This window comes from Stenotrophomonas indicatrix, from assembly GCA_041545745.1.
Lineage (GTDB): Bacteria > Pseudomonadota > Gammaproteobacteria > Xanthomonadales > Xanthomonadaceae > Stenotrophomonas > Stenotrophomonas indicatrix_A.
The window spans coordinates 413,468-426,512 of record CP168152.1; the positions used below are offsets into that span (position 1 = coordinate 413,468).

The window sequence follows — 13,045 nt, forward strand, 5'->3', positions numbered from 1 at the left end:
GGCGCTCCGGTCAGGAATCCAGCAGATGATCGATCCGTTCCAGGTTCACCGCCAGCTGCTGCTGGCGATCCGGATTGGCGTGGCAGAGGAGCACGAACAGGAAATCGAGCAGGGCGTGCATGGCGCTACGGTACAGCAGCTGCGCCACCTGCGGCGCGCGATCGTGCGCGCATACCACCAGCGCCGCATCGGCGTGCGCGCGCAGGGGATTGGCGGTGTGACGGGTGATCGACACCACCTTGCCGCCCATGTCCTGGAACTGGCGCGACAGCTGCGAAAGCTGCGGCAACTTGCCGAACTCGGAGAACATCAGCAGCACGTCGCCCGGGCGTGCGGCGGACAGGTTGGCCAGCATCAGGATCGGATCGGTATGCGGCACCACCAGCAGGCCGAGCAGCGACAGCCGCATGGCGAATTCGCGTGCGTACAGACCGTCGTCACCCAGGCCGTGGACAAACAGCTTGGGCGCGCCGTCGAGCAGCTGCACGATGCGCTCGATCTCCTCGCGCGGGTTGGCCTGGCGGGTCTCTTCCTCGGCCTGCGCCTTGCTGCGGCGCAGGGCGTCACCCAGGCGCAGGTAGTCATCGTTGATGTCCGGTGCGGCCGGCGCCTGCTGCGGGTCGGCACCGGCGCGGGCGACGTCCTCGCCGATGGAGTACTTCAGGTCCGGGTAGCCCTTGAAGCCGAGCTTCTGGCTGAACTTGACCACGCTGGACTGGCTGATGCCCAGGGCACTGGCCAGCTGCTGCGAGGAGTAATCGCGCAGCAGGTGGGCGTTGTCGAGGATGAAGTCGGCGATGCGGCGTTCGATGGCCGACATCTGCCCGCGCTCGGTGCGGATTTTCAGCAGGGGCGGCATGCGGGGCGTCCGGGCATGTGTAGGCGCGTTGCGTTTGGTCGCGTAGAGCTTGTCATGGAGTGGGGCGGGCGGGTGGGATTTGCGGCGGACGCAGCAAGTACGTCCGTGTAGGCTTGGCCGCCGCATCCATGCGGCGGACACCCCAGCAAACCCCACCCGCCCGACCCCGGACAGATCGCGCGCGCGCCAGCCGCGAAGGGGGTGCGGGGTAGGGCAAAAGCAAGGGCAAGGGCATCCACGCATGGCGTGGATCTACTGATGGCGGCGATCGTTGTTTCAACGATCAACCGAGCATCTCCAACCCCCGCACTTCGGTGATACCCAGCCCCGGCACGTCGCTGATGCTGATCTCCGACTCGTTGAAGCGCACCCCGCCGCTGACCGGATCGAACTGCCCCAACGATGGGCCATCCAGGTCGACCTTGGTGATCACATCGCTCTTGGCTACCGCCAGATGTACTGCCGCGGCCACGCTGATGCTCGACTCGATCATGCAGCCGATCATGCACGGCACGCCGTAGATGCCGGCGATGTCGGCAATGCGGATCGCGTTGGACAGGCCGCCGGTCTTCATCAGCTTGATGTTGATGATGTCGGCGGCGCGCTGCTGGATCAGGTCCATCACCTGGCTGGGGCTGAACACGCTCTCGTCGGCCATCACCGGAGTGTTGACCCGGTCGGTGACATACTTCAGGCCGCTGATGTCGGCGGCCTTGACTGGTTGTTCCAGCAGCTCCAGCACCACGCCTGCTTCTTCCAGCGTGCGCATCGCATGCACGGCCTGCTTGGCGGTCCAGCCCTGGTTGGCGTCCAGGCGCAGCAGTGCACGGCCCTCCACGGCGGCATGGATCGCCTTGACCCGCTCGATGTCCACGCCGATGTCCTTGCCGACCTTGATCTTCAGCGACTCGAAGCCGCGTTCGATCGCCGACAGCGAATCGGCCACCATCTTGTCGATGTAGTCCACGCTGATGGTGATGTCGGTGGTGATCACCGGGTCGCCGCCACCCAGCATCTGGTACAGCGGCGCGCCATGCAGCTGCGCCCACAGATCGTAGAGCGCGATTTCCACCGCCGCCTTGGCGCTGGTGTTGCGCTCCATCGCGGTCTGCACCAGCGTGCACAGGCGGTTGAGGTTGACCACCTCCTGACCGATCAGGCGCGGGGCGATGAAGTGGCGGATCGCTTCGATGATAGAGCCGTGGGTGTCACCGGTGATCACCGCAGTGGCCGGTGCCTCGCCGTAGCCGGTGTGGCCGGTGTCGGTGCGGATCAGCACCACCACGTCTTCCACGGTCTCCACGGTACGCAACGCGGTCTTGAACGGTGTTTTCAGCGGCACGCGCAGCATGCCGAGTTCGATGGCGGTGATCTTCATTCAGGGATTCTTGGCACGCAGGCGTTGGATGTTGGTGATGCGGTCGATGTAGCGGACGCTGTCGCTGGCCATCATCGGCTCCAGCGGCGTGACCGATACGCCATTGAGATGGGCCTGCACACGCTTGCCGTCGGCGCCGAACCAGCTGCCGCCCGCGGTATCGTGGATCACCCAGGTGCGACCGTCGACGTGGCCGATGGCCATCATCACGTGGCCGGGGATGTAGACCAGATCGCCCACCTGCAGATCGGTGACGGCACGGTCGCGCACGGCCTTGCCGTCCTTGCTGGTGAACGGCAGGCGGTCCAGCGCCGGGCTGATCGCCTGTGCGCTGGTATTGCGCGGCAACAGTACGCCGAAGCTGCGATAGATCTCCGATACGAATCCACTGCAATCGCGGGTGTCGTAGTCGTGGCCCCAACCGTAGCGCTCGCCGAGGAACTTGAACGATTGCTGCAACAGCAGGCGCGGGGTCAGTGGCAGGTAGTCGGCGGCGGTGTCCTGCGAGCGCGGCAGCAGCGCCGGCATCAGCTTCAGGCGGCCATCGGCCTCGCGCACCGGCAGCTGCACCACCCACGAGGCGTGCGCCTGTTGCCCGTTCACCGGTTCGGCGGAGGGCCAGTCGGCCAACACCGGCAGGCGCACGCCCATGTCCAGCTGCAGGCGCGATACGCGCGGTTCTTCGGGTGTGTAGGCGGTGTGCGCTGTGGCAGCGGTGACGATGCGGTACGGGCCCTTCGCGCCGTAGCCGAGCACCGTGGCCTTGTCACCGCTGGCCACCGCATCGGCTTCGATCCATGCGCTGTAGCGCTCGCTGTGCACGAACAGCCAGCGGCCGTCGGTGCTGCGGTGGACGACGGCAACCTTGTCACCCGGGAACAGTGCCGACTCCTGGAAGCGGTCGATGTCGGTGTCGCCGACCGTGCTGAAAACACGCTGGCGGGTGGGGAAGGTGCGCAGCGCAGCGCGCTTCACCACCAGCCCGTACGACGGTGCGACCTGCGCAGGAACCGCGTCGAGGCCGAGGTTGGCTTCGATTGCAGCCCGCAGGCCGGGGGCGATGGCTTGGCCCTTCTGGTCATACAGCGCCCGCTTGGGCCAGCTCGAAAGCGCGACGATGCTGTCGCGCACCTGCGTGGCGCTGAGCTGTGCGGGCAGCGTGGCGATGTCCTGGATGTGGCTGTCCTGGGCGCGCATCCGCGCGTTCTGCGCATTGATCTGCGCGCGGTCCAGGATCGGTGCGTCGGCGTTGTCCAGCCGTGCGCCCCAGTAGTCCGGGGTGAGGTAGGCCTCATGCAGGCCGATCACGTAGGGCAGCGGGGCGCCGGGGTCGGGTGCTGGCGTGGCCGCCTGGGTGAATGCGGATGCGCCCAGCAGGCCCAGGGCCAGTGCCAAGGTCAACCGGTGCGGCCAGTGCCGACGCGGTTCGCGGGAAGCCAGGATCATGCGCTGCACACCCTCCTCGAATGCCTGTTGGAATATTTATTCCTTTTGGCTTCGAAAGCAAGAATAAATTATTGACCGGTCCCCCGGCCCGTGTTACACAGCCGTTACCACCCGCGCTTGGGAAGTGTCGCTGTGGATCCTGCCGTTCGCAAACCGTCTCTGCCTGCCGCTGCCGGCCTTGGTGCCGCGCTGCTGCTGTGGGCGTGCTCGGCAGGGGCTGCAGATCAGCGCAGTGCCATCGATCGTGAGCAGGAAACGCGGCTGATCGATCTGGTCGACAGCGGTCATTTCAGGGATGTCGATGCGACGTTCGCCGCAGACGGCGTGCCTCCGCCCGCCGACTTCCAGTACGAGCGCATGCGCCGCATCCAACTGGATTTCAGCCTCGACGAAGCCGCAGCCAAGGCCGCCGTTCGCCGCTGGATTCCCGACCTGACCGACGAGGAATTCGCACGCTGGGACCAGCAGGGCCTGATCGAGCACTACGATATCGACGGCACACGCTGGTACTTCAAGCGCGCGCCCTCCAACCTGTTCCTGCTCAGCGACGAGGCGCGTGCGCGGCGCCGAGCCGATGCACCGATGCCACCGCCCGGCCCGAATGAAGTGCTCAATGCACATCACACGCGTGTGGTTGCTGCCGCCGAACAGAGCGGCAAGGCATCCGTGTTGCCGCAGCGCATCGAATTCACCCAGTCGCTGACGGTGAAAGCGGATGCCGTGCCGGCCGGCGAAACCGTACGTGCATGGATTCCGTACCCGCGCGAGATTGCCGGCCAGCAGGAGCGCGTGCAGTGGATTGCCAGTTCGCCGGGCAAGGCGCGCATCGCCCCGGCCAGCACCCAGCAGCGCACCGCCTACCTGGAAGCCAAGGCGGTGGCTGGGCAGCCGACGCACTTTGAAATCCGCTATGCAGTGACGATCTTCGCGCGCCACATCGCCATCGATCCGACGAAGGTGCAGGCTACGCCGAATGATCCCGCACTGAAGCCCTATCTGGCCGAGCAGCTTCCGCACGTGCGCTTCACCCCGGCGTTGAAGCTGTTCTCCGATCAGGTGCTGCAGGGCGAGATACGCCCATATGAAGTGGTACGCAAGCTGTTCGCCGCCGTCGACCGCATTCCGTGGGCTGGTGCACGCGAGTACTCGACCCTCAGCAACATCAGTGACTACGCGCTGCGCGCCGGTCACGCTGATTGCGGGCAGCAGACCCTGCTGCTGATCGCCCTGCTGCGCATGAACGGCATTCCCGCGCGCTGGCAGTCGGGCATGGTGTTCTCCGACGATGGCAGCGGCTACAACAACCTGCACGACTGGGGCCAGGTCTACCTGGCGCCGTATGGCTGGCTGCCGATGGATGTTACCACCGGCGCGCTGGCCAGCGACACGCCCGCGCTGCGTGACTTCTACCTGGGTGGCCTCGATGGCTACCGCATCGCCTTCAACGACGATTTCGGCTTGGCGTTCGTGCCGGCCAAACAGCACTACCGCTCGGAAACGGTCGACTCGCAGCGTGGCGAGGCCGAGTGGTCAGGCGGCAACCTGTACTTCGACCAATGGAGCTATGACTTCCAGTGGCGGGTACTGCCAGCCGGGCAACGCTAGCGCGACACACCACCCCACCACCATTCAATTCTTGCAGGAGAGAGCAGGGGATGAAGGCTTACATCATCAAGCGGGCGGCCTTGTGCGTCGCCCTCGGTACGTGTCTGGCAACGCTGGCACCCAGCGCATTCGCACAGGACGGCGCGGTCGTCGGTCGCCTGACCAGCGATGCGGGGCAGGTGCCTGCCGGCGCCACGGTCACGGTCCGCAATCCCGCCACCGGTTTCGTGCGATCGGTACAGGCCGACAGCAAGGGCAGCTATCGCATCCCGTTGCTGCCGGTCGGCACCTATGACATGGAGGTAAGCCTGCCAGGCGGTGCTGCCAGCCGCGTCGGCCAGGTCACGGTCAGCCTGGGCAGCGCAACCACGGTGAACGTGCCGCTGGGAGCGGTCAGCACGCTGGGCACCGTGGAAGTGCGCGCGCCGCAGGTGGTGTCGATGGTGGACGTGAAGTCCACCGAGTCGGCCACCAACATCACCCGCGAAGAACTGTCGCGACTGCCGGTGGACCGTGACATCACCGCAGTGGCGCTGCTGGCGCCGGGTGCGGTGAAAGGCAAGGGCTCGCTGGGCGGACAGGGCATTTCCTTCGGTGGCTCGTCGGTGGCCGAAAACACCGTCTACATCAATGGCCTGAACGTCACCGATTTCTATAATCGGGTTGGCTTCTCGTCGGTGCCGTTCGCGTTCTACCAGGAATTCCAGGTCAAGACCGGCGGCTACTCGGTGGAGTTCGGGCGCAGCACCGGTGGTGTCATCAATGCGGTCACCCGCTCGGGCAGCAACGACTTCAAGGCCGGTGCGGAACTGGTGTTCGAGCCGCGTGCTTGGCAGTCGCAGGCGCGCGATCGCTATGACGGCAAAGGCAGCCGCTACATCTCCGCCCGTCGCGACGACTATTCGCGCAGTGCACTGAATGTGTTCGCTTCCGGTGCGCTGGTGCAGGACAAGCTGTTCTTCTTCGGCATGTACGAGGCACGCGACTATCGTCCGACCTCGACCAATGACGCCGGCACGTTCCTCAGCCAGGGCAAGGCCGATGAGCCCTTCTGGGGCGGCAAGCTGGATTGGCAGATCACCGACAACCAGATGCTGTCGCTGTTCGGCTTCTCCGACAAGAACAAGACCCTCACAGACGTCTACCGCTACGACTACGACGGCGGCGACATCGATGGCGAACGCAGCAACCAGATCGTCAACACGGTGGGCGGAAAGAACTGGTCTGGTACCTACAGCTGGCAGGTCAACAACGATCTGACCATGAAGCTGATGTACGGTGAGAACAAGCGCAACCGCGTGCAGAGCTCTCTGATGGACGAGAACTGCAACCGCGTGTTCGACAACCGTACCGCGGCCCAGGGCGTGCCACCGAACCTTCAGGGTGACCGCAGCTGCACCAGCAGTTCGCAGCTGGAAGCGGCGCTGGATACGCGCAAGGCTGCACGCGCCGACTTCGAATGGTCGCTCGGCAACCACCTGCTGCGCTTCGGCCTGGACCGCGAAGAGAACACCTCCGACTACGAGCGTGCCTATCCCGGTCCCGGTGGGCTGCGTTATGACATCTATTACCGGAATCCGGGCAGCCCGCTCAATGGCGGTACCGTACCTGCCAGTGGCCTGGTGGCACGCACCCGCCGCTATGAAGTGGCTGGCTCGTTCGAAACCATCAACTCGGCGTACTACCTGGAAGACAATTGGCAGGTCACCCCGAACTTCCTGCTCAACATCGGCGCACGCGTGGAGAGCTTCGACAACAAGGGCGGCGACGGCGACAGCTACATCAAGATCGACAACATGATCGCCCCGCGCCTGGGCTTCTCATGGGACGTGCGCGGTGACGGCACCACCAAGGTGTTCGGCAACCTGGGCCGCTACTACCTGCCGGTGGCCAATGTCATCAACATCAAACAGGCTGGCGGCTTCCTCGATGAGCGCACCTGGTACGAATTCCTGGGCTACACCGGGGCCGCCAACAACATCCCGAACCTGGGTGGGCAGATCGGCCCGGTCGACAATTCGCAGGGCGATGGCAGCGTGCCGGACCTGCGCGCCGAGGTGAACCGGGACATGGACCCGGTCTACCAGGATGAGGCGATCCTCGGCTTCCAGCACATGCTGAGTGAATCGTGGTCGGTCGCCGCCAGCGTTACGTACCGGCGCCTGAGCAATGCCATCGATGACATGAACATCACCGCCACCGGCCAGTGCGGTGCGATTGACGGCGTGTGGATCATGGGCAATCCGGGGCGCACCAACACGGTGTGGGGCGATACCAATTGCGATGGCAGCAACGATGGCTGGATCGACATCGACACCTCAAAGGAAGGCTGGGCGCTGTATGACGACGACGGCAATTACGTGGGCCAACGCGGCTGGGTGAAGCCCAAGCGCGACTACAAGGCGCTGGAACTGCAGGTCGACCGTGCGTGGGATGGCAAGTGGGGCTTCAATGCCTCGTATACGCTGGCTTACGGCCGCGGCAATGCGGAAGGTCCGGTCAACTCCGATACCGACTTTGCCGACGCCGGCCGCACCGAGAACTTCGACAATCCTTGGGTCAACTACCGCGGTTATGGCTACCTGGCCAATGATCGCCGCCATCAGTTCAAGTTCCGCGGCAGCTACGCGCTGACCGAGAACCTCAGCGTGGCGGCCACCCTGGGCGTGCAGTCGGGCAGCCCGATCACCCGCTTCGGCGCCGGCAATCCGTTCGACGATACCGATTTCCACAGCTACTACGTGTGCGTGTCCAACTGCCAGTCGACGGTGCCCTCTGAACGTGTGTTCGTGCATTCGCCGCGCGGTGGCGATGGCCGTACGCCGTGGACCTACGACCTGGACGTGAGCGTTTCCTACAAGGTGCCGATTCCCACCGACCTGCGCCTGAAGCTGGCGGTATACAACGTGCTCAACCAGCAGCGCGTGGTCACCGTGGACCAGGACTACGAACCGCAGGACAGCATCGGCACGCCGAACACGATGTATGGCTACGGCACCGGTTTCCAGTCGCCGCGCTATGCGCAGCTGACGGTGACCTGGAACTATTGAGGACGCATCTGCGCGCCGCCCTGCGGGGCGGCGTGGTTTGATGACTGCCGACGCCTGACGGAGACTGCCTTGCATCGTCTGTTGCTACTGACCGCAGCACTGGTCGGTCCCGCTGCGCATGCGGTGGACACCGCACGCCTGGACGCCGATGCCGCCTTTGTGGTCCAGCACGAGCACCTGCCGGGGATGGCGATGGCGGTGGTCGAGGATGGCCAGGTGGTCTATCGCCATACCGAAGGTGCACGCGGTGACGGCGGCCGCATCGACGAGGACACGCTGTTCAAGATCGCCTCCAACAGCAAGGCGATGACCGCCGCGCTGCTGGCCACGCTGGTGGAGCAGGGAAAGCTGCGCTGGGATGATCCGGTGCAGCGCCATCTGCCGGCGTTCCGCATGCATGACCCATGGGTGGGCGAACACCTGCAGGTACGCGATCTGCTGATCCACAACAGCGGCCTCGGCCTGGGTGCCGGCGACCTGATGCTATGGCCCGAACCCAATGCCTTCACCCGCGCCGATGTCATCGCCGGGCTGGCACACCTGAAGCCGGTCACCAGCTTCCGCAGCGGCTACGCCTACGACAACCTGATGTACGTGGTGGCCGGTGAGGTGGCTGCGGCCGCCGGTGGCAAGCCCTATGACCAGCTGATGCGCGAGCAGGTGTTTGAACCGCTGGGGATGACCCGTTGCCAGGTAGGCGCGTGGTCGGTGAAGCAGGTCGGCAATGTCGCCCAACCGCATGCGTGGCGCGATGGCCGCAACGTGGTGGTCGGTGGTGATGGAACGCAAAGCCCCGATCTGACGTCGATGGCGGCCGGTGGCATCCGCTGTTCGCTGCGCGACATGACGCGCTGGATGCAGGTGCTGCTGGACCCGTCGCTGGCACCGGCGTGGTTGGGCGCCGAGCAACGCCGCATGCTGTGGACGCTGCACATGCCGATGCCGTGGGGCGAACGCCAACGCGACTGGGAGAACGCCCGTTTCTACGGCTATGGGCTGGGGTGGCGGGTGTCGGACATGGACGGGCAGTGGAAGGTTGCACATACCGGTACGTTGTCGGGCATGTATTCCTCGCTGGCGCTGCTGCCGGATCGCAAGGCCGGTGTGGTGATGCTGATCAACGGCGAGGGCGAAGAGGCCCGTACCGCGTTGATGCAGTCGACGCTGAAACAGTTCACCGCGCCGGAAGACGCACACCCTGCCGCGTACTACCTGGCGGAGCTGGCGGCCGATCGAGCCATGCGTGCTGCCACGGGGAGTCGTGCGCCCTCCACCAGGGCTGCGCAACCGGCGGCTGCCACCGATCTGGCGCAATGGCAGGGACGCTACCGCGATCCCTGGCTGGGCCCTGCCTCGCTGTGTCCCACCGCGAACGGCCTGCGCTTCAGCGTGGACAAGTCGCCCGCGTTGCACGCAACAGTGAAGCAGCTGGAAGGGCGCTGGCTGTTGCAGTGGGATACGCTGGAACCCTCGGCGCAGGCGTGGCTGAATCCCGGTGCAGACACGCCGACGCTGGAGCTGCGCGCCATCGATCCGGAGATCGACTTCAGCTATGACTTCCAGGACCTGCATTTCACTCGTACTGGCGATTGCCCTGGCACCGGCGGCCCACGCCGCTGAGCCGCCACGCATTTCGCCCGCCACCGACGCCGCTGCGGCGGGATTGGTGGAGATCCGCACGTTGTCGCCGCGCATCGAGATGGACATCCGCTATGCCGGTGGCAACAACTTCACCGCTGCGCCCGTGCCCGGCTATGAGGCGCCTGCATGCTACCTGCTGGCGCCGGTGGCAAAGGCCTTGGCCGATGTGGAGGCCGACCTGCGCGCGCAGGGTTTTGCGCTGCGCCTCTACGATTGCTATCGCCCGGTGCGCGCGGTGCAGGCGTTCATGGCTTGGGTGAACGATCCGCAGGAACAGTCGCGCAAGCCACTGCAGTATCCGGATCTGGACAAGCCGCAGCTGCTGAGCGACGGCTACATCGCCGAGCGTTCCGGCCACAGCCGCGGTGCCACCGTGGATCTCGGCCTGCTGGATTGTCGCAGCGGACGCTGTACGCCGACGGACATGGGCACCGACTTCGATTTCTTCGGCCCACGCGCGCATACGCAGGCGCCGGGTTTGAGTGATGCACAGAACGCCAACCGCCAGCAGCTGGTGCAGGCGATGGCACGACGTGGTTTCACCAACTATGCGCAGGAGTGGTGGCACTACACGATGCAACCCGAGCCGGATGCCGGTACCGCCTACGACGTGCCAGTGCGGTAGGGGGTGTCGGCAGGGCTGCGCCCTGCACCCGCCGAGGCCACTGCGCGAGCAACAGCAACAGCAGAAGCTGGCATTCCGTGGGATGGCGGGGTGGGTCCGGTTGCGGGGGACGCCGTAAATACGTCCCTGTAGGCTTGGCCGCGGCATCCATGCCGCGGACACCCCCGCAACCGGACCCACCCCGCCTTCGACAGATTTTCGCGATCTGTCGGGATGGCATGGCCTGCTGTTGGTGGGTGTCGGCCTTGTGGTGGGTGTCGACCTTGGTCGACACGTAGATCCACGCCATGCGTGGATGATCTTCGTTCAATTGTCGAAATATTCGATTTCGATGGAGATCCATCCACGCATGGCGTGGATCTATTGAAGCCGCCGGTACTCGTCTGGGGCAGAGCCCCCTGAGTCAGGGGGCGGCCGCGAAGCGGCGGGAGTCTGGGAGCTGGCAAGTGGGGCCCGCGGTTCGCGCAGCGAAGCGTGGGAGCGACAGCGCGCATGCGATGGCGCGTTCCAGGGCGCAGCCCTGCCGATACCCTTACACTGGCCGCCTTCTCCTGCGTCCCCACCCGATGAACCTTCCCCTGCATTTCGGCCTGCTCGGTACGCTCGAAGCGGGCCTCATCGCCTTGCTGGTCGGCCTGCTGGTGTATTTCCTGTGGCACCACCTGTGCCGGCTGCTGCACTGGACCGTGGGCCATGCGATCGGCTGGTCGTGCGTCATCGCGGTGATCATCTCCGCCGGCATCGATGCCTGGAAGCTGTTCTACATGGGCATCGTGCGGCTGGAGTCGCCGCTGTATGCGCGCCTGTTCCTGTCCACCATCCACGATCCGAACGAACTGGGCAGTCGCGTGGTGCTGGAGATTGCCGGTGCGCTCTCCGGTGTTGCATTGGGATGGGTGTTGTTCAGTTCGCGGTCATCGGAAAAAACCGTCGACTGACGCAGGTTTTTCGTTTGCTGCCGGTTAAATCAGGTAGCGCTGAATGCTCGTCTTACTCCCTGCTCACTTCGCACTAACCACCGCGCTAAAGCATGCGTCTGCGTGAGTGGTTAACCGTGCGTGTTCGCGTCGATCGCGGCGCAAAATCGATTCAGAAATGCGGTGGCAGGGTAGGTGCCGTGCGGAAACAACGACCGCGCACTACCACCCTTCAGGAGACACCCCAGATGACTATTCGCAACCGCAAGCCCCTGATCGCCCTGATCGTCGCCGCCGGCAGCGTGTTGGCCATCCCGGCGATGGCACAGACGGCCAAGCAGCAGGCCGCGCATGCACAGAACGAAGCGGCGCAGGCCCAGCAGGCGGCGACACAGGCAGGCCAGGCGGCCGACCAGGCGACCGGTGCGGCCGCAGCGGCGTCGGCGCAGGCCAACGGCGGTGGCCAGACCTGGGCCAGCATCGATACCGATGGCAACGGCACCATCAGCAAGAGCGAGTCGCAGGTGAATGCGGGCCTTGCACAGGTGTTCGACCAGGCTGACAGCAACAAGGACGGCGAACTGAGCGCCGATGAGTACAAGGCCTACGTGGCTGCCCAGCAGGCCGGTGCCGGCGCGGGTGGCACGGCCGCAGGCCAGGGCCGCTGATCCACGGTTGATTCGGGACAACCGGTGCATGGGCAACCCGGGTGGCTTCGGCCACCCGGGTTTTTTTCGTCATCTCCGCGCCTGTATCCTAGGGCGATGAACACCTCCACGCCTGCGCCCTCGCGCGCCATCGGCCTGGTCGGTTTTGACGGTGACGATACGCTGTGGAAGAGCGAGGACTACTACCGCAAGGCCGAGCAGGATTACCTGGACCTGCTGTCGCGCTACATCGACGTCCATGACACCCAGACCGCCCGCCACCTGCTGGAAGTGCAGCAGCGCCACCTCGGCGTGTTCGGCTACGGGGTGAAGAGCATGACGCTGTCGATGATCGAAGCGGCCATCGAGATCACCTCGCAGCGTATCGAGGCCAAGGACATCCAGCGCATCCTTGATATTGGCCACGACACCCTGCGCCATCCGGTTGAACTGATCGACGGCGTACGCGAGTCGGTGGCGGCCATCGCCGCGCAGTACCCGGTGGTGCTGATCACCAAGGGCGACCTGTTCCACCAGGAAGCCAAGATCAAGGTGGCGGCGCTGTCCGACCTGTTTCCGCGCATCGAGATCGTGTCCGAGAAGGACCCGGAAACGTATGCCCGCGTGCTGGCCGAGTTCGACCTGCCGATGCAGCAGTTCGTGATGGTCGGCAATTCGCTGCGCTCGGACATCGAACCGGTGATCACCCTCGGCGGCTGGGGTATCCACACCCCATACGCGGTGACCTGGGCGCATGAGACCCAGCACGGCGTGGCCGACGACGAACCGCGCATGGTCAACGCCGATACCGCCTGGGACTGGCCGGCCGCGCTGGCGACGATCGAAGCCAAGGCCGCTGCCGCGACCTGACAGGGCG

At 65.2% G+C, this 13,045-nt stretch carries 10 protein-coding genes; 7 read left to right on the forward strand and 3 right to left on the reverse strand.

Annotation, left to right across the window (positions count from 1 at the left end):
* Positions 1 to 10: 10 nt before the first annotated feature.
* The 3 genes from ACEF39_RS01875 to ACEF39_RS01885 form a co-directional block, all read right to left on the reverse strand.
* The gene (locus tag ACEF39_RS01875) at positions 11 to 859 is read right to left on the reverse strand and encodes a MurR/RpiR family transcriptional regulator (RefSeq protein WP_500286760.1); all 849 of its coding nucleotides are present in this window, start codon (positions 857 to 859) and stop codon (positions 11 to 13) included.
* Between the two features lie 283 nt (positions 860 to 1,142).
* Positions 1,143 to 2,237 (reverse strand): dipeptide epimerase, encoded by a 1,095-nt coding sequence (locus ACEF39_RS01880; protein WP_089238266.1) that lies wholly within the window; start codon positions 2,235 to 2,237, stop codon positions 1,143 to 1,145.
* Positions 2,238 to 3,683 carry an SH3 domain-containing protein gene (locus ACEF39_RS01885; protein ID WP_500286761.1) on the reverse strand — a complete coding sequence of 482 codons (1,446 nt, stop codon included), beginning with the start codon at positions 3,681 to 3,683 and terminating at the stop codon, positions 2,238 to 2,240.
* A 132-nt stretch (positions 3,684 to 3,815) separates the two neighbouring features.
* Here ACEF39_RS01885 and ACEF39_RS01890 point away from each other — a divergent pair, with 132 nt between their 5' ends.
* From ACEF39_RS01890 to ACEF39_RS01920, 7 genes are all read left to right on the forward strand, one after another.
* A complete protein-coding gene (locus ACEF39_RS01890; protein WP_500286762.1) occupies positions 3,816 to 5,288 on the forward strand; it encodes a transglutaminase-like domain-containing protein in 1,473 nt (490 codons plus the stop codon).
* A gap of 50 nt (positions 5,289 to 5,338) precedes the next feature.
* Positions 5,339 to 8,338 carry a TonB-dependent receptor gene (locus ACEF39_RS01895; RefSeq protein WP_500286763.1) on the forward strand — a complete coding sequence of 1,000 codons (3,000 nt, stop codon included), beginning with the start codon at positions 5,339 to 5,341 and terminating at the stop codon, positions 8,336 to 8,338.
* Between the two features lie 69 nt (positions 8,339 to 8,407).
* Positions 8,408 to 9,958 carry a serine hydrolase domain-containing protein gene (locus tag ACEF39_RS01900; RefSeq protein WP_500286764.1) on the forward strand — a complete coding sequence of 517 codons (1,551 nt, stop codon included), beginning with the start codon at positions 8,408 to 8,410 and terminating at the stop codon, positions 9,956 to 9,958.
* On the forward strand, positions 9,891 to 10,604 hold the full coding sequence (locus ACEF39_RS01905) for a M15 family metallopeptidase (protein ID WP_500286765.1): 714 nt from the start codon (positions 9,891 to 9,893) through the stop codon (positions 10,602 to 10,604). Before ACEF39_RS01900 ends, ACEF39_RS01905 begins: the two co-directional genes overlap by 68 nt.
* Positions 10,605 to 11,170: 566 nt before the next feature.
* On the forward strand, positions 11,171 to 11,542 hold the full coding sequence (locus ACEF39_RS01910; protein WP_025878234.1) for a hypothetical protein: 372 nt from the start codon (positions 11,171 to 11,173) through the stop codon (positions 11,540 to 11,542).
* Between the two features lie 227 nt (positions 11,543 to 11,769).
* Positions 11,770 to 12,189 carry an EF-hand domain-containing protein gene (locus ACEF39_RS01915; RefSeq protein ID WP_500286766.1) on the forward strand — a complete coding sequence of 140 codons (420 nt, stop codon included), beginning with the start codon at positions 11,770 to 11,772 and terminating at the stop codon, positions 12,187 to 12,189.
* Between the two features lie 96 nt (positions 12,190 to 12,285).
* A complete protein-coding gene (locus ACEF39_RS01920) occupies positions 12,286 to 13,038 on the forward strand; it encodes an HAD family hydrolase (RefSeq protein ID WP_165376089.1) in 753 nt (250 codons plus the stop codon).
* The last annotated feature ends 7 nt before the right edge of the window (positions 13,039 to 13,045 follow it).